Source organism: Sphingomonas jeddahensis (genome assembly GCF_001981525.1).
Classification (GTDB): domain Bacteria; phylum Pseudomonadota; class Alphaproteobacteria; order Sphingomonadales; family Sphingomonadaceae; genus Sphingomonas; species Sphingomonas jeddahensis.
On sequence record NZ_MPSB01000003.1, the window covers coordinates 309,910 to 328,468 of the forward strand.

Below are 18,559 nucleotides of genomic sequence, written 5' to 3' on the forward strand. Positions count from 1 at the left end.
ACGCTGAGCTTGCTTCGGCATTCACCCAGGTGCCAGCCGCGACCGGACTTGCCGACGCGTGGACCCTGAAACGAGTTCAGGGTGACGGCAGATGTGGTGCGCGGCGTTCGTAATCCGCCAACAAAAAGCCCCGCCGGATCGCTCCGGCGGGGCTTTTCGCGTCAGCTTACCCGAACGATCAGTCGTTCAGATACTCGCCGGCTGCCTCGTCGCTGCCGTCGCCCGACGGGACGACGGTGGCGAGCGGATCGCTGCCGGTGCCGGCATCGTCACGCACGCTGCGGGCGTTCTCGGCCGCACGCAGCTCGTCGGCGCTGTTGGGCGCGACCAGCATCTCGGACAGCTTGCGCTGCTGCGCACGGAGCGCAACGTCGCGCGACGTTGCAGCAACACGCAGGCGGTTCATGCCGGCGCCAGTGCCTGCCGGGATGAGCCGGCCGACGATGACGTTCTCCTTCAGGCCCATCAGCGTGTCCTGCTTGCCCTGGACCGCCGCTTCCGTGAGGACGCGGGTGGTCTCCTGGAACGACGCGGCCGAGATGAACGACCGGGTCTGCAGGCTCGCCTTGGTGATGCCGAGGAGGATGGGCTTGCCCTGCGCCGGTGCCTCGTTCTTGCCGAGCTTGGCGTTGACTTCGTCCATCTCCGCACGATCCACCTGCTCGCCGGGGAGCAGGGTGGTGTCGCCGGCCTCGGTGATCTCGACCTTTTGCAGCATCTGACGAACGATCGTCTCGATGTGCTTGTCGTTGATCTTCACGCCCTGAAGTCGATAGACTTCCTGGATTTCCGACACGAGATATTCCGCGAGCGGCTCGATGCCGAGCACCTCGAGAATGTCGTGCGGATCCGGGCTGCCGCCGATCAGATTGTCGCCACGCTTGACGTAGTCGCCTTCCTGAACGTCGATCACCTTCGACTTCGGGATGAGGTATTCCACCACCTCGCCGCCGTCCTCGGGCTGGATGCCGATCTTGCGCTTCGCCTTATAGTCCTTGCCGAACACCACGCGGCCAGAGACCTTGGCGATGATCGCATTTTCCTTCGGCTTGCGCGCTTCGAACAGCTCGGCGACGCGCGGCAGACCGCCGGTGATGTCGCGCGTCTTGGCGGACTCGCGAGCGACACGGGCGACGACGTCGCCGGCATAGACCGTTGAATTGTCGTCTACCGAGAGCACCGCACCCGCCGCAAGCATGTAGCGCGCAGCCTCACCCGAGCCCTCGTCGAGCAGGGTGATGCGCGGACGCAGATCCTCCTTGGTGCGCGCCGCTGCACGATATTCGGTGACGACGCGCTGGGCGATGCCCGTCGCTTCGTCGACCTGCTCGGTCAGCGTCTTGCCCTCGATGAGGTCCTGATACTTCACCGTGCCGCCGGTTTCCGTGATCACCGGCATGGTGAACGGATCCCACTCGGCGATGCGATCGCCGGCGCTGATGATGTGCCCATCGTCGCACAGCACGTTCGCGCCGTACGGGATCTTGTGCACCGCCAGCTCGCGGCCATCCATGTCGACGATCGCGATCTCGCCCGAGCGGCTGAGCACCACGCGGCGACCACGCTGGTCGACGATGATGCGCAGATCGCGATACTCGACCGTGCCGTCCACCGGCGCTTCGAGGTTCGACTGCTCATTGAGCTGCGCCGCGCCGCCGATGTGGAAGGTACGCATCGTTAGCTGCGTGCCCGGCTCACCGATCGACTGCGCCGCGATGACGCCAACGGCCTCGCCGATGTTCACCGGCGTACCGCGGGCAAGATCACGCCCGTAGCACTTGCCGCAGACGCCGATCTTGCTCTCGCAGACCAGCGGCGAGCGGATCTTGCAGCCCTGGAGACCGATGGCCTCGATCCGGGTGATCATCGCCTCGTCGAGCAACGTGCCCGTCGGGATGACGACTTCGCCGGTCTTGGCGTCGACGATGTCCTCCGCCGTCGTACGGCCGAGAATACGCTCGCCGAGCGACGCGATGACCGAGCCGCCCTGAACAATCGCCTTCATCTCCAGCGCGCGCTCGGTGCCGCAATCCTCCTCGACGATGACGCAATCCTGCGACACGTCAACGAGACGGCGGGTGAGGTAGCCCGAGTTGGCGGTCTTCAACGCCGTGTCCGCGAGGCCCTTACGCGCGCCGTGGGTGGAGTTGAAGTATTCAAGGACGGTCAGGCCTTCCTTGAAGTTCGAGATGATCGGCGTTTCGATGATCTCGCCCGACGGTTTGGCCATCAGGCCACGCATGCCCGCAAGCTGCTTGATCTGCGCCTGCGAACCACGGGCACCCGAGTGCGCCATCATGTAGATCGAGTTGATCGGCTTCTCACGGCCGGCCATCTCGCCATCATTCTCGTCATAATGACGAACGGCCTTGATCTCGTTCATCATCGAGTTCGCCACCTGGTCACCGCAACGGCTCCAGGCGTCGATCACCTTGTTGTACTTCTCCTGCTGCGTGATCAGGCCGTCCTGATACTGCTGCTCGAAGTCCTTCACCTGCTCGCGGGTCTCGTCGACCAGCTTGTCCTTGTCCGGCGCGACGAGCATGTCGTCCTTGCCGAACGAGATGCCGGCACGGAACGCGTGGCGGAAGCCAAGCGCCATGATCGCGTCGGCGAACAGCACCGTCTCCTTCTGGCCGGTGTGACGATAGACCTCGTCGATGACGTCGGTGACGTCCTTCTTGGTCAGCAGGCGATTGACGGTCTCGAACGGCACGCGGTGCGACTTAGGCAGCGTCTCGCCGAGGAGCATGCGGCCGGGGGTCGTTTCGTAGCGCTTGAGATACTGGTTGCCGTTCTCGTCGGTTTGCGGAACGCGGCTGACGATCTTGGTGTGCAGCGTCACCGCGCCGTTGAACAGCGCCTGGTGGACCTCCTCCATGTCAGCCAGCAGCATGCCTTCGCCCGGCTCGTTCTGCTTCTCCATCGAGAGATAGTAGAGACCGAGCACCATGTCCTGCGACGGCACGATGATCGGCTTGCCGTTGGCGGGCGAGAGGATGTTGTTGGTCGACATCATCAGGACGCGCGCTTCCAGCTGTGCCTCAAGGCTCAGTGGGACGTGCACGGCCATCTGGTCGCCGTCGAAGTCGGCGTTGAAGGCCGAGCAGACCAGCGGGTGAAGCTGGATCGCCTTGCCCTCGATCAGCACTGGCTCGAACGCCTGAATGCCGAGACGGTGGAGCGTCGGTGCGCGGTTGAGCATCACGGGATGCTCGCGGATCACCTCGTCCAGGATGTCCCAGACTTCCTTGCGCTCCTTCTCGACCCACTTCTTGGCCTGCTTCAGGGTCATGGACAGACCCTTGGCGTCGAGGCGGGCATAGATGAACGGCTTGAACAGCTCGAGCGCCATCTTCTTCGGGAGCCCGCACTGGTGCAGCTTCAGCTCCGGACCGGTCACGATGACCGAACGGCCCGAATAGTCGACGCGCTTGCCGAGCAGGTTCTGACGGAAGCGGCCCTGCTTGCCCTTGAGCATGTCGGACAGCGACTTCAGCGGACGCTTGTTGGCGCCAGTGATCGTGCGGCCGCGGCGGCCGTTGTCGAACAGCGCGTCGACCGCTTCCTGAAGCATGCGCTTTTCGTTGCGGACGATGATGTCCGGCGCGCGCAACTCCATGAGGCGCTTGAGGCGGTTGTTGCGGTTGATCACGCGGCGATACAGATCGTTGAGATCCGACGTCGCGAAGCGGCCGCCGTCGAGCGGCACCAGCGGGCGAAGCTCGGGCGGGATGACCGGAACGACCTCGAGGATCATCCACTCCGGACGGTTGCCCGACTCCAGGAAGCTCTCGACGACCTTGAGGCGCTTGATGATCTTCTTGGGCTTCAGCTCCGACTTGGTCGTCGCCAGCTCTTCAAGCAGCGCGGTCTTCTCGCCTTCGAGATCGAGGCTTTCGAGCATGATGCGCACCGCCTCTGCGCCGATGCCGGCGGAGAAGGCGTCCTCACCATATTCGTCCTGCGCCTCGAGGAGCTCGTCCTCGGTCAGCAACTGGAACTTCTCGAGCGGCGTCAGGCCCGGCTCGATCACGATATAGGCCTCGAAGTACAGCACGCGCTCGAGCTGCTTGAGCTGCATGTCGAGCAGCAGGCCGATACGCGAGGGCAGCGACTTCAGGAACCAGATGTGTGCAACCGGGGCGGCGAGCTCGATATGGCCCATCCGCTCGCGGCGGACCTTCGAAACGGTGACCTCGACGCCGCACTTCTCGCAGACGATGCCCTTGTACTTCATGCGCTTGTACTTGCCGCACAGGCATTCGTAGTCCTTAATCGGACCGAAGATGCGCGCGCAGAACAGGCCGTCACGCTCGGGCTTGAACGTGCGATAGTTGATCGTCTCGGGCTTCTTGATTTCGCCGAACGACCAGGAGCGGATGCGGTCCGGGGACGCGATGCCGATCTGGATCTGGTCGAAGGTCTCCGTCTTGGCGACGGGGTTCGCGAAATTGGTCAGTTCGTTCATTTTTCGCTCCAATTCCCCTCCCGCTTGCGGGAGGGGCTAGGGGAGGGGATGTCGTAGGCGTCGGCGTGGAGGACAGGCCCTCCCCCGACCCCTCCCGCAGGGCGGGAGGGGAGAAGGTACCGCGTTACTCCGCCGCCTCGGCGAGGCCGTCGTCGACTTCCTCGTGGCTCTTCAGCTCGACGTTCAGGCCCAGCGAGCGCATTTCCTTGACGAGCACGTTGAAGCTCTCCGGAATGCCAGCCTCGAAGGTATCGTCACCCTTGACGATTGCTTCGTAGACCTTGGTGCGGCCGACCACGTCGTCCGACTTCACCGTCAGCATTTCCTGCAGGGTATAGGCGGCGCCGTATGCCTGCAGTGCCCAGACCTCCATCTCGCCGAAGCGCTGGCCGCCGAACTGCGCCTTGCCGCCCAGCGGCTGCTGGGTGACGAGCGAGTACGGCCCGATTGAGCGTGCGTGGATCTTGTCGTCCACAAGGTGGTGCAGCTTGAGCATGTAGATGATGCCCACCGTCACCTTGCGGTCGAACTGATCGCCGGTGCGCCCGTCGAACAGATCCGACTGACCCGACGGGTCAAGACCCGCCAGTTCAAGCATATCGGCCACGTCCTGCTCCACCGCACCGTCGAACACCGGGGTGCCCATCGGAATGCCGGGCTTCAGGTTGTTCGCCAGCTCGATGATGCCGGTCGCGTCGCGCGCGTCGATCTCGTCAGCGTAGTGCTCGCCATAGATCGTCTTGAGCCGCTCCTTGACCGCCTCGGGCATGGCGCCCGCCGCGGCGTCCGGATTGGCCTCGCGCCAGTCTTCGAGCTGCTGCGCCACCTGCTGGCCAAGGCCGCGCGCGGCCCAGCCAAGGTGCGTTTCAAAGATCTGCCCGACGTTCATGCGCGACGGCACGCCCAGCGGGTTGAGCACGAGATCGACCGGCGTACCGTCAGCGAGGAACGGCATGTCCTCGACCGGCAGGATGCGGGAGATAACGCCCTTGTTGCCGTGACGGCCGGCCATCTTGTCGCCCGGCTGAAGCTTGCGCTTCACCGCAACGAAGACCTTGACCATCTTGAGCACGCCCGGCGGCAGCTCGTCGCCACGCTCCAGCTTCTCGCGACGATCCTCGAACTTCTCCTTAATGAGCTTCGCGGCTTCGTCATACTGCGCCTTGACCGCTTCCAGATCCGACTGGACCTGATCGTCGGCGACGGCGAACTTCCACCATTCGTGGCGATCGACGCTGTCGAGCGTGTCCTGACCGATCACGGCACCCTTCTTGGGGCCGCCCTTCGGCACCGCCGTGGCGGTCTGGCCGATCAGCATCTCGCGCAGGCGGCTCCAGGTCGCCCGATTGAGGATCGTACGCTCGTCATCCGAGTCCTTCTTCAGGCGCTCGATTTCCTCACGCTCGATCGCCATCGCGCGCTCGTCCTTGTCGATGCCGTGGCGGTTGAAGACGCGAACGTCGACAATCGTACCGGCAACGCCCGGCGGCAGGCGAAGCGAGGTGTCGCGCACGTCACTGGCCTTCTCACCGAAGATGGCGCGGAGGAGCTTTTCCTCCGGCGTCATCGGGCTCTCGCCCTTCGGCGTGATCTTGCCAACCAGGATGTCGCCCGGCTCGACCTCGGCACCCACGTACACGATGCCCGCTTCGTCGAGGTTGCGCAGTGCTTCCTCGCCGACGTTGGGGATGTCGCGCGTGATGTCCTCTGGCCCGAGCTTGGTGTCGCGGGCCATCACCTCAAACTCGTCGATGTGGATCGACGTGAACACGTCGTCCTTCACGATCCGCTCGGAGATGAGGATCGAGTCCTCGTAGTTGTAGCCGTTCCAGGGCATGAACGCGACGAGCGCGTTACGGCCCAGCGCCAGCTCGCCGAACTCGGTCGACGGACCGTCGGCGAGGATGTCACCGGCGTTGACCACGTCGCCCACCTTCACCAGCGGACGCTGATTGATGCAGGTCGACTGGTTCGAACGCTGGAACTTCATCAGCGTGTAGATGTCCACGCCTGACTTGCCCGCATCGACCTGACCGGTCGCACGGATCACGATGCGGCTGGCGTCGACCTGGTCGACGATGCCGGCGCGACGTGCCGAGATGGCAGCGCCCGAGTCACGAGCGACGGTCTCTTCCATGCCGGTGCCGACGAACGGTGCCTCGGCCTTGACCAGCGGCACAGCCTGCCGCTGCATGTTGGAGCCCATCAGTGCGCGGTTCGCGTCGTCGTTCTCGAGGAACGGGATCAGCGAGGCGGCGACCGAGACGAGCTGCTTGGGCGACACGTCCATGAGGGTGATGTTCTCAGGGAGCGCCATCAGGAATTCACCTGCCTGACGTGCCGAGATCAGATCCTCCGTGAAGCGGCCTTCCGCATCCAGCTCGGCGTTCGCCTGCGCGACGGTGTGCTTCTGCTCCTCCATCGCGGAGAGGTACACGACCTCGCCCGTCACCTTGCGGTCGACCACGCGGCGATACGGCGTCTCGATGAAGCCGTACTTGTTGACGCGCGCAAAGGTCGACAGCGAGTTGATCAGGCCGATGTTCGGGCCTTCCGGCGTCTCGATCGGGCAGATGCGGCCATAGTGCGTCGGGTGAACGTCGCGGACTTCGAAGCCGGCGCGCTCACGGGTGAGACCGCCCGGCCCGAGCGCCGAAACGCGACGCTTGTGCGTCACTTCGGAGAGCGGGTTGGTCTGGTCCATGAACTGCGACAGCTGCGACGAGCCGAAGAACTCACGAACGGCAGCCACGGCCGGCTTCGCGTTGATCAGGTCGTTCGGCATGACGGTCGAGACATCGACCGAGCTCATGCGCTCCTTCACCGCGCGCTCCATGCGGAGCAGGCCGACGCGATACTGGTTTTCAAGCAGCTCGCCCACCGAACGCACGCGGCGGTTGCCGAGATTGTCGATGTCGTCGATCTCGCCCTTGCCGTCCTTCAGGTCGACGAGGGTCTTGACCACCGCGAGGATGTCCTCGGTACGCAGCGTCGTCACCGTGTCCTCGGCATCGAGGTCGAGGCGCATGTTGAGCTTGACGCGGCCGACGGCCGACAGATCGTAGCGGTCCGGATCGAAGAACAGGCCGGCGAACAGCGACTCTGCGGTCTCGAGCGTCGGCGGCTCGCCGGGGCGCATCACGCGATAGATGTCGCTGAGAGCCTGCTCGCGCTCCTCGGCCTTGTCGGCCTTGAGCGTGTTGCGGATCCAGGCGCCCGTCGACACGTGATCGATGTCGAGCAGCTCGATGCGGTCGATGCCCGCGCGGTCGAGCTTTTCGAGGTTGTCGGGGCCGATCTCATCGCCGGCCTCGACGTAGATCTCGCCGGTGCCCTCGTTGATGAGGTCATAGGCCGAGTAGCGGCCGTAGATTTCCTCGGTGGGGATGAGCAGGTCGGTGAGGCCGTCCTTGGCCGCCTTGTTGGCGGCGCGCGGGGTCACCTTGGTGCCCGCGGGGAACACCACTTCGCCCGAGTTGGCGTCGACCAGGTCGAAGGTCGGCTTCGCACCGCGCCAGTTCTCGGCCGCGAACGGAATGCGCCAGCCACCCTCGCCGCGCACATAGGTGACGCGGTTGTAGAAGTGGTTGAGGATTTCCTCGCTGTTGAGACCAAGCGCGTACAGCAAAGCCGTGACCGGCAGCTTGCGCTTACGGTCGATACGGACGTTGACGATGTCCTTGGCGTCGAACTCGAAATCGAGCCACGAGCCGCGGTACGGGATCACGCGGGCAGCGAAGAGATATTTGCCCGAGGCGTGCGTCTTGCCGCGGTCATGGTCGAAGAGCACGCCCGGCGAACGGTGCATCTGGCTGACGATCACGCGCTCGGTGCCGTTGATGAAGAACGTACCGTTCTCCGTCATCAGCGGCATGTCGCCCATGTAGACGTCCTGCTCCTTGATATCGAGCACCGAGCGGGTTTCCGTATCGGGATCCACCTCGAACACGATCAGGCGCAACGTGACGCGCATCGGCGCGGCATAGGTGATGCCACGCTGGCGGCATTCCTCGACGTCGAACTTCGGCGGCTCGAGCTCGTAGTTCACGAAATCGAGTTCCGCGGTGCCGGCGAAGTCACGGATCGGGAACACGCTGCGCAGCGTCTTCTCGAGGCCCGAGACATAGCCGATCGAGGGATCGGACCGCAGGAACTGCTCGTAGCTTTCGCGCTGCACCTCGATGAGGTTCGGCATCTGCACCACTTCGTGGATGTTGCCGAAGACCTTGCGGATGCGGCGCTTTGCGGTGCCGCCTTCGATCGCCTTGGTTGCCATGTAGCTTACCTGCCTTGGTCTAATTCGTCCGAGCGCGGACAAGACACGAAAAGGCCGCACGTCAGGTTCCGGTAGCGGAACGACGGCAGCCTTGAAGCGTCTTATGAAACCCGCAACTTCAATCCGTTCGACATGGTGCGCGACGCCATGTCTTTTCCCGAAGCTGTGGTGAGGATCGCGATATAGGCGACGTGTTGGATCGCGTCAACCGGCGTGCACCTCCTAACGGTTGATTGTCGAACCGATGGGCGAGTATCGCCACGCGCTTCAACCGTCATTCCTCCTTCGCGGGACTGACGGCGTGTTGGGAGGCGCGTTCACATGAAGAAACTGCTGCTGCTTGCCGGTGTTGTGCTGGCCTTCAGCCCCGTGGCGGCGCAGCAGACGCCGGTGCCGTCTGGCGACGTTCCGGCCGGCTTCGCTTATCCGATCGAGGCGCGTGACTATGTCCGGCGCGAGGTGATGATCCCGATGCGCGACGGGACCAAGCTGTTCACCGTCATCGTCATTCCCAAGGGCGCCACCAACGCGCCGATCCTGCTGACCCGCACGCCTTACAATGCCGCCGGGCGCGCCAACCGGGTCGCCAACAGCCCCAATATGGCCTCGCTCCTGCCGCAGGCGGATGAGCCGTTCGTCCGTGCGGGCTATATTCGCGTGTTTCAGGACATCCGCGGCAAGTACGGGTCTGAGGGCGACTATGTCGTCACCCGCCCGGTGGTCGGCCCGCTCAACCCAACCAAGGTGGACCACACCACCGACGCTTACGACACAATCGATTGGCTGGTGAACAAGGCGAACCTGCCCGAGACGAACGGCCGCGTGGGGATGCTCGGCTCCTCGTACGAGGGGCTGACGGTCGTGATGGCGCTGCTCAATCCGCATCCGGCGCTGAAGGTCGCCGCGCCAGAGAGCCCGATGATCGACGGGTGGATGGGCGACGACTGGTTCCACCATGGCGCGTTTCGCCTCGCCAACATCGGATGGCTGGGCAGCCAGACCGGGTTTAAAGGTGCGGGCACACAGCCGGTGTCGGGCATCTATGACGATTACGAACAGTTCCGCCGCGTCGGCTCGGCTGGTGCCTGGGCGGAGCGGTCCGGCTACGCCAAGCTGCCGTATTGGCAGCGCATGGTGGCGCATCCTGCCTATGACGGCTTCTGGCAGGGGCAGGCGCTCGACAAGCTGATCGCCGCCAATCCGTCGAACGTGCCGACGATGTGGGAACAAGGACTGTTCGATCAGGAGGACATGTACGGCGCGATTACGACCTGGGAGGCGCTGAAGGCCAAGGGCAAGGCGGGCAACAATTTCCTTGTCATGGGGCCGTGGCGGCACAGCCAGGCAAATTACGACGGATCGTCGCTGGGCGATTTCAAGTGGAACGGCGACACCGCGACCGAGTGGCGTGAAGAGTATCTGTTTCCGTTCTTCGACCAATATCTTCGTGACGGCCGCCCCGCGTTCACCCCGCCACAGGCGCTGATCTACAATACCGGCGCCAATCGCTGGGACAGACTGGCGCAATGGCCGCTCGCGTGCGAGGCGAGTTGCGCCGCGCCGCTGAAGCCGATCTACCTCCAGGCGGACGGTGCGCTCGGCTTCGACAAGGGCGCGAGCGGCGGGGATAGTTATGTCTCCGATCCCGCCAAGCCGGTGCCGCACCTGCCGCGCCCGGTGAACTTCGGCGACGGGCGCTGGGGCGCGTGGCTGGTGTCCGATCAGCGTTCGGTGGACGGGCGGACCGATGTGATGACCTATCAGACGGCGCCGCTCACCCAGGCAGTGCGAGTGTCGGGCGCGCCGTTCGCCGACATCTTCGCCAAGACCACGGGCACCGACGGCGATTTCGTGGTCAAGGTGATCGACGTCTATCCCGACGATTATCCGAACGATCCGAAGAAGGGCGGTTACCAGCTGGCGATCAGCCAGGACATTTTCCGCGGGCGCTATCGCGACAGCTTCGAGAAGCCCTCGGCGATCCCGGCGAACAAGACGCAGCGCTATCGTTTCCGCCTGCCGACGGTGAACCATGTCTTCCAGCCGGGGCACCGCATGATGGTGCAGGTGCAATCGTCGCAATTCCCGCTGTACGACCGCAACCCGCAGAAGTACGTGCCTAACATCTTCCTGGCGAAGAAGGAAGATTATCAAAAGGTAACGGTGACGATCGAGCGCGGCGGCGCCAAGGCGAGCGCAGTGTGGCTGCCGGTCGTGCCGGTCGATCAGCCGCAAGCGCGCTGAGCGGTTGTCGGCGTTCAGGTTGGTGACGGTAGCGCGATGAGCATGTCAGGGGTGATGAAGATGCGGCTTGCGGCCGGGGTGGCGGCGCTTGGCATGCTGGGATCGGGGGCAGGGATGGCCGCGGCGCAAGACGCGCCCGCGACGCTGCCGGATCTCGGCAATTACAGCCTGCCGAGTTCGCAGCCAACGCCCGTGGTGCCGCTGGTGGTGCCGCCGGCACCGGTTGCTACGTCAACCCCCACGCCGCGGGCTACACCGACGGCGCGTGTCACCCCGACGGCGCGGGCTACGCCGACGCCGCAGCCCAGCGCGACACCCACGCCGCGGGCCACGCCCACGCCCGTTGCTACGCCGAGCCCATCCACCACCGCGACACCGGTTGCCACTCCCGAGCCGGTCGCCAGTCCGACGTCGGCCGCTCCCGCTGTGGCTCCGACAGCGCTGGCGCCCCCGGTGGCTGAGCCAGTTTCTGCAACGCCCAGTGAGCGCCCGGCATGGCTGTGGCCCGTGGTGTTGGGACTGATCCTGTTGACGGGTATGGGGTTGTTCGCCTGGCGTCGCCGGCGTCAGGCGGAGCCGGCGGACGTGCCGGTCCTACCCGTGGTCGATGCCGTGCCGCCGCCGGAGGCGCCGCCTGTCAGCCGGGCTCCTGCCGTTCCCGTGGCTCCCACGGCGCCACGCTTTCTTGACCAAGCCGCGTCGGCACCGGCGCCCCGGCTTGATCTCGATGAGCCCGCGGTGAGCCGTGCCGGCCTCAACATGGTCACCGCCACGGCGGACGTGACCGTCACCGTTCGCAACGTTTCGGACGTGGCGGCGCAGGGCGTTACGCTGGACGTGCGGCTGACGAGCGCGCAGCCGGGGCAGGATGCGGCGATCGCGGCGATGTTCGCCGGCCCCGTTCCGCGGCCGGCCACGCCGCCGTTCGACCTCGCGCCGGGTGAGGCGCGCAAGGTCCGCGCGCTCGCTACGATGCCGCGCGACGCGATCACCGTGCTTCAGGCGGGTGGGCGGCCGATGTTCGTGCCGGTGGTGGCGATCCGCGCGGTTCATGCCGGTGGGCAGACCACCTCGGTCCATGCGCTCGGGATCGAGCGGCCGGGGCAGGCGAAGCTCGGGCCGTTCTGGCTCGATCAGCCAATGCGCATGTACGACACGATCGGGGTGCGGCCGCACTCGGGTCGGTGACTGTCCTTCGTTAAAATAGATCGCCGTCGGCTCCTTTTGCGGCGATGCCGCTCCACCACTCGCTGCGCGAGCGGTCCCCTTCCCCGTGCCGGCGAGGAAGGGCTATGGCGCGCGGGTTACGAGGAGCCGCCATGCATTTCGATCTGGTGCAATCGATTAGCCTGAACGGCAGCGCGGGGATCGCCAATGACGATCGTGCGGGGAGCAAGTCGACCTGCGCCTGGGTGATCGACGGGGCGACCGACCTCGGCCGGCCTGGGTTGCTGGGTGAACAGGGCGGCGCGGCGTGGCTGGCGGCCACGGCGGATGCGGGGTTCAGCATTTCCTCAGCCGATCGGTTGGCGGATAGCTGCCGGCAGATGTTCGACCATGTCGCGGCGCGCTTCGCGGCGGAAAAGCGGCGACCGGTGGATCATGTGTGGGAGCTGCCGAGCGCAGCCTTTGCCGCCGTCCAGCTGAATGGCAAGACGATGGATGTGGCCTGGGCGGCGGATTGCGTGGTCCTGCTCCGATCGGGCGAGGCGGTGCGATGGTGTACGCCCATGCCGAACCGGGTGACCGAGTCCGCTTCAGCGGCGGCGCTGGGGCTGGGGATCGGGGCGCAAGCCTTGCGGTCGCCGGCGGTGCTGGAGGATCGCCGCGCGCATCGTGCGCGGCCGGGGCGACGGGTGTTGGGTGTGGATGCGGCTGCATCGGCCGCAGCGATGAGCACGGCGTCGACAGCGGTTGCGCTGGGAGATTCGGTGCTGCTGATGACCGACGGTTTCTCCGCGCTGGTCGATGCCTATGCGGTTTATCGTGCGGAGGAGTTGTTCGCTGCGATTGAAGCGCGCGGGCTGGCGGCGCTCGGAGAGGAGCTGCGCGCGGTAGAGGCGGAGGATGCGGCGTGCGTGCGCTATCCCCGGTTCAAGCGGAGCGATGATGCGACCGCCCTTTGGGTGCGGGTGACGGGCGTGGGGTGACAGCCTAAAGAAAAAGGCGGCCTCCTTGCGGATCCCGCCTCTTCTCTGTGGCGAGCCGTCACGGGAGCAAGTCCCGTGACGTCGGTCGTGGGCCCTGGCCCACGCCGGCCGGCCTTGCGGGGAGGCGGGCCAGCGTGGCCCGTCTTCCCCGCAGCGGCTTACTTGACCTCGACGGTCGCGCCAGCTTCTTCAAGCTGCTTCTTGACCTTCTCGGCCTCGTCCTTCGAGACGCCTTCCTTGATCGCCTTGGGAGCCGACTCAACGAGGGTCTTCGCTTCGGTCAGGCCGAGGCCCGTGATCGCGCGGACTTCCTTGATGACGTTGATCTTCTTGCCACCGTCGCCGGTGAGGATCACGTCGAACTCGGTCTTCTCTTCAGCGGCCGGAGCGGCAGCGCCGCCGCCAGCTGCCGGAGCCGCTGCAACCGCTGCTGCGGCCGAGACGCCCCACTTCTCTTCAAGGAGCTTCGAGAGCTCAGCCGCCTCGAGGACGGTCAGTTCGGACAGCTGGTCAACCAGCGCGTTCAGGTCTGCCATGATATACTTCCTTTGAAACGTTCGAATGAAACGATGCTGCCTGAAGGATCAGGCGGCTTCCTTTTCCGAGTAAGCTGCAAGCACGCGCGCGATCTGCGCGGCGGGCGCCTGGGTGATGGTCGCCAGCTTCGTAGCCGGGGCCACGATGAGACCGACGATCTTCGCCCGGAGCTCGTCCAGCGACGGCATCGTCGCAAGCGCCTGAACGCCTGCCACGTCGAGCTTCGTCGCGCCCATTCCGCCGCCGACGATCTCGAACTTGTCGGTCGTCTTGGCGAAATCCACGGCTACCTTGGCAGCCGCGACGGGATCGACCGAAGTCGCGAGACCGACCGGGCCGGTGAACATGTCACCAAGCTCGTGATAGTCGGTGCCGTCGAGCGCGATCTTGGCAAGCTTGTTCTTCGAGACCTTGAACACGGCGCCGGCCTCGCGCATCTTCGTCCTCAGCTGCGTCGACTGGGCGACGGTGAGGCCGAGGTTGCGGGTGACGACCACCACGCCGACCTCGGAGAAGGTCTGCTTGAGTTCGGCGACGGCTGCGGCCTTTTGAGCACGATCCATGCCATTCTCCACACTTTGACCGCATCCCGAAGGCTGCGGCCGGTTACGATCCGCACGCGCAAATACACGTGCGGTTGTCCAAGGGCGCCCATCAAAGTATTACTTTGATGGAACCCGAGCGATGGGGAATGGGAAGCAGTCGCAGGCTTACGAGAAGCGTGCGGCAGACCGGAGCGCAAAGCGCCGCGGTGAAATCCTGTCCCCGTCTCGGCGGGGCATTAAGGGCGCGAACACCCACCCGCTGTCTCGGACGGCGCCACGCCCGAAGGCATGGCAAGCGCGGCTACTTAGCGTTTTTCGGTCGAACGTCAACTGTCTTCAAACTGGCATGGATTCGCCATCGGAATGACTTCGGGTGGCAATTGCCGCGTCACACGCCCCGGCCAGAGTCTGGTCAGACAACCAAACCCTCGGGGGGACAATGACTGACTCGCTCTTCACGTACGACGACGGCGACATCGATACGAACCGTACCGCCAACACGCACCTCAACGATCTGATCGGTCAGCGTTATTCGCGTCGTCAGACGCTGCGGGGCGGCCTGACCGCGATGACCACAGCGGTGTTCGGCGGCGTGCTGCTCGCCGGCTGCGATGACGAGGGCGATCTGCTGACGCGTGACAGCGTGACGGTTTCGGCGGGCCAGACCGCAACGGCAAACGCCGGCAAGACGGTGACGCTGCAGGGCACCGCCAGCGACACGGCGCAGAGCGTGGCCTGGACCCAGGTGAGCGGCCCAGCCGTGACGCTGGCCAATGCCAACACGCGTACCGCCTCCTTCACCGCGCCGGCCGTCAGCGCCGCCACGCCACTGGTCTTCCGCTTCACCGGCACGACCGGGGTGGGCGACACCGCGACCGCTGACACCACCGTCACCATCTCGCCGGCAACGCTGGACTTCACGGCGGTGGCGAAGAACCGCAACGACCTGGTCACGGTACCAGCCGGCTACACCGTGACGGTGCTGTATCGCCTAGGGGACCCGATCAACGCCAACACCCCGGCCTATGCCAACAATGGCACCGACACCAATTTCGGCGCGCGCGCCGGCGATCATCATGACGGCATGAGCTTCTTCGGTCTGGCAGCAACGGGAGCGGCGCGCGACCCGTCGGGCAGCACGCGTGGCCTGCTGGTTCTCAACCACGAGAATATCACCGAAAGCTACCTGCACGTGAACGGCCAGACCCGCGTCAACGGCGCGCGGCCGGAAGCCGAGGCGATCAAGGAGATCGAGGCGCATGGCGTATCGGTGATCGAAGTCACGCGCGGCGCATCGGCGTGGAGCTACGTCCAGACATCGGCACTCAATCGCCGCATCACCCCCAACACGCCCATGGCGTTCAACGGCCCGGTGAAAGGCCACCCGATGCTGCGCACCGCCTATTCGAAGGATGGCACGCAGGGTCGCGGTACGATCAACAATTGCGCCAACGGCACGATGCCCTGGGGCACCTATGCCACGGCTGAGGAAAACTGGGCGGGATATTTCCGTCGCGACCGCGGCGATGCGGCCGTGCGTACCGCCGCCGGCAAGGCGAACGAGAACACCAGCCTGTCGCGCTACGGCATCAGCGAAGGCCGCGCCGGCAACTACGGCTGGACGACGGTGACCCCGGCCGACTCGTCGAACACCGTGTTCCGCAAGTGGAACGCGACCGCCGTTGCCGACGCCGCCCCGGACGGCACGGCCGACTTCCGCCACGAGCCGTTCCAATATGGCTGGATCGTCGAGATCGATCCGTACAACGTCAATTCGGTGCCGCGTAAACGCACCGCGCTTGGCCGCATGAACCACGAGGGTGTCGAGCCGAGCCGAATGATCGCCGGCGTGAAGCCCGCCTTCTACATGGGTGACGACGCGCAGAACGAATATATCTACAAGTTCGTGTCGAACACGGCGTGGTCGGCAGCGGACGCCAATGCGGCGGATCGTCTGGCGATCGGCGACAAGTATCTCGATGCCGGCGCGCTCTACGTCGCGAAGATGAACGCTGATGGCACGGGCCAGTGGCTGCCTCTGGTGTTCAACCAGGGCCCGCTGACCAGCGGCAATGCGACCTATCCGTTTGCGGATCAGGCCGACGTGCTGATCAATTGCCGCATCGCGGCCGATCTGGTCGGAGCCACGCCGATGGACCGTCCGGAATGGACGGCGGTGAACCCGGCGAATGGTGAGATGTACTGCACGCTCACCAACAATTCGTCGCGCACCCCGGCCCGCACCGACGCCGCCAACCCGCGTGCCTATCTGGACCCGCGCACCGACGGTCGCACCGGCAGCGGCAACGTCAACGGCCATGTCATCCGCCTGCGCGAGAATGGCGATACCAGCGAGGCGACTGCCTTCACCTGGGACATCTATGCCTTTGGCGCTGGCAGCGACCTGAACAAGGACAACATCAATCTGTCGGGTCTGGACGACACCAACGACTTCTCGTCGCCCGACGGCATCTGGTTCAGCCTGCCGTCGAACGTCGCGGGCCAGGGTGCGAGCCCGGTCATGTGGCTGCAGACCGACGACGGTGCCTATACCGACGTCACCAACAACCAGATGCTGGCGGCGATCCCGGGCCGCGTCGGTGACGGCGGCACCAAGACGATCACCAACACCACCGCGGCCGGCACCGGCACCGCGACCACGCGGGTCGGCAAGGCACCGGGCGCGACGCTGAAGCGCTTCCTGGTCGGTCCCAAAGAGTGCGAGATCACCGGCATTACCTCGACGCCGGATGGCAAGGCGCTGTTTGTCAACATCCAGCACCCCGGCGAAAATGGCGATCCGGCCAACATCACGTCGAGCTGGCCGGCCTCGCAGACCGGCACGCCGGCGACCGCCAGCCGCCCGCGTTCGGCGACGATCGTGATCACCCGCACTGACGGCGGTCTGGTCGGGATCTGATCGGGCTGGGGCGCGCTTGCCTCGACGGCAGGGGCGCCCCGCCGCAGATTCATCCCGCGCAGGCGGGGATCCATATCGGCGAACGTCGCGGCTCCAGCCGCTGGTTCGAAGCTTATGGATCGCCGCCTGCGCGGGGATGACGCGTTTTGGCGGGGCGTGGACGGCTTTACCGATCTGTTCGAATCGCCCCAGCCGCGCGCACTTCCGCCAGCGTCGGCCAGCCGTTGACCGCCATCAGCAGGTCGGCCTCGGCGAGAATGCATTTAAGAACATGCGCGCAGCCTTCTGCGCCGCCTAGCGCAAGGCCGTAGGCATAAGGACGCCCGATCCCAACGGCATCGGCACCGAGTGCGATTGCCTTTACCACATCGGTGCCCGAGCGAATGCCGCTATCGAACAGCACCGGCACACGGCCGTTCACCGCTTCGGCCACCGCGGGCAGCATGTCGATTGCGGCAATACCGCCGTTCGCCTGGCGGCCGCCGTGGTTCGACACATAGATGCCGTCGGCGCCGCCATCAATCGCGCGGCGGGCGTCGTCCGGGTGGCAGATGCCCTTCAGCACGATCGGCAGCTTGGTGATCGATTTCAGCCACGACATGTCTTCCCACGTCAGCACCTTGCCGAAGGTCGCGCCCCAGGTGCCAATGGCGGTGCGCAGGTCGTCCTCGGGCGACTTGCCGCCCAGCATGGCGCGGAAGCGCGGATCGGTGAAATAGTTCTGGAGCACGTGGCCGCGCAGCTGCGGGAAGTTTGACGGGTTTAGATCGCGCGGGCGCCAGCCGGTGACCCAGGTGTCGAGCGTGACGATGATTGCCTTGTAGCCCGCGGCCTCGGCCCGGCTGACGAGGCTTTCCGCAAGTTCCCGGTCGCGCGGGGTGTAGAGCTGAAAGAAGGCCGGGGTGTCACCGCAGGCGGCCTGAACGTCCTCCAGCGGGTCGTTGGACAGCGTCGAGGCGGTGAGCGGCACGCCGGTGGCGGCGGAGGCCTGCGCGGCCGCAATGTCGCCGTGCTGATCCTGCGACATCATGCCGGTGACGCCGATCGGAGCCATGAAAACGGGCGAGGGAAGCCTTAGGCCGAACAGATCCGTTGTGAGATCGCGATGAGTCGCGTCGACCATCATCCGTGGCACCATGCCCCAATGGCGGAAGGCGCGGGCGTTCTCATCCTGGGTGAATTCGTCGCCGCAGCCGCCCTGGACATAGGTGAGGACGTGGGACGGGAGGGCCGCCTGGGCGCGCTTTTCCAGCGTGGCGAAATCGACGGGGAGGGTGGGGACGATGCCGGAAAGGCCGGCGCCGTAGATCTGGGTTTGCAGGTCGCCGTAATGCGGCATGGATTTGCTCTCCTTTGGCGCGCAGTGTTGCGGACGGGGGGAGGTGATGTCCACCATCACCTGACTGGGGATTCAGG

The 18,559-nt window shown here is 65.4% G+C and carries 9 protein-coding genes; 4 read left to right on the forward strand and 5 right to left on the reverse strand.

Going from position 1 to position 18,559, the window contains the following annotated elements; genetic code table 11:
• Nucleotides 1–178: 178 nt before the first annotated feature.
• Nucleotides 179–4,471, reverse strand: coding sequence for a DNA-directed RNA polymerase subunit beta' (gene rpoC / locus SPHI_RS05555; protein WP_076743883.1), 4,293 nt, complete (start codon nucleotides 4,469–4,471; stop codon nucleotides 179–181).
• 124 nt (nucleotides 4,472–4,595) lie between these two features.
• Nucleotides 4,596–8,747 carry a DNA-directed RNA polymerase subunit beta gene (gene rpoB, locus SPHI_RS05560; RefSeq protein WP_076743884.1) on the reverse strand — a complete coding sequence of 1,384 codons (4,152 nt, stop codon included), beginning with the start codon at nucleotides 8,745–8,747 and terminating at the stop codon, nucleotides 4,596–4,598.
• A 321-nt stretch (nucleotides 8,748–9,068) separates the two neighbouring features.
• On the opposite strand from rpoB, the gene SPHI_RS05565 reads away from it, so the two are divergent.
• The 3 genes from SPHI_RS05565 (at nucleotide 9,069) to SPHI_RS05580 (ending at nucleotide 13,141) form a co-directional block, all read left to right on the forward strand.
• A complete protein-coding gene (locus tag SPHI_RS05565) occupies nucleotides 9,069–10,991 on the forward strand; it encodes a CocE/NonD family hydrolase (protein WP_076743885.1) in 1,923 nt (640 codons plus the stop codon).
• A gap of 54 nt (nucleotides 10,992–11,045) precedes the next feature.
• Nucleotides 11,046–12,179 (forward strand): superantigen-like protein SSL4, encoded by a 1,134-nt coding sequence (locus SPHI_RS14840; RefSeq protein WP_144036157.1) that lies wholly within the window; start codon nucleotides 11,046–11,048, stop codon nucleotides 12,177–12,179.
• Between the two features lie 131 nt (nucleotides 12,180–12,310).
• Nucleotides 12,311–13,141, forward strand: coding sequence for a PP2C family serine/threonine-protein phosphatase (locus SPHI_RS05580; protein WP_076743887.1), 831 nt, complete (start codon nucleotides 12,311–12,313; stop codon nucleotides 13,139–13,141).
• Between the two features lie 158 nt (nucleotides 13,142–13,299).
• Here the strand turns inward: SPHI_RS05580 and rplL are convergent, their stop codons facing one another.
• A complete protein-coding gene (rplL, locus tag SPHI_RS05585) occupies nucleotides 13,300–13,677 on the reverse strand; it encodes a 50S ribosomal protein L7/L12 (protein WP_076743888.1) in 378 nt (125 codons plus the stop codon).
• 48 nt (nucleotides 13,678–13,725) lie between these two features.
• Nucleotides 13,726–14,241, reverse strand: coding sequence for a 50S ribosomal protein L10 (rplJ, locus tag SPHI_RS05590; RefSeq protein ID WP_076743889.1), 516 nt, complete (start codon nucleotides 14,239–14,241; stop codon nucleotides 13,726–13,728).
• A 421-nt stretch (nucleotides 14,242–14,662) separates the two neighbouring features.
• Here rplJ and SPHI_RS05595 point away from each other — a divergent pair, with 421 nt between their 5' ends.
• A complete protein-coding gene (locus SPHI_RS05595; protein WP_076743890.1) occupies nucleotides 14,663–17,143 on the forward strand; it encodes a PhoX family protein in 2,481 nt (826 codons plus the stop codon).
• A 166-nt stretch (nucleotides 17,144–17,309) separates the two neighbouring features.
• Here SPHI_RS05595 and SPHI_RS05600 read toward each other — a convergent pair whose 3' ends face one another.
• Nucleotides 17,310–18,482 carry an alpha-hydroxy-acid oxidizing protein gene (locus tag SPHI_RS05600; RefSeq protein WP_076743891.1) on the reverse strand — a complete coding sequence of 391 codons (1,173 nt, stop codon included), beginning with the start codon at nucleotides 18,480–18,482 and terminating at the stop codon, nucleotides 17,310–17,312.
• Nucleotides 18,483–18,559 lie beyond the last annotated feature (77 nt).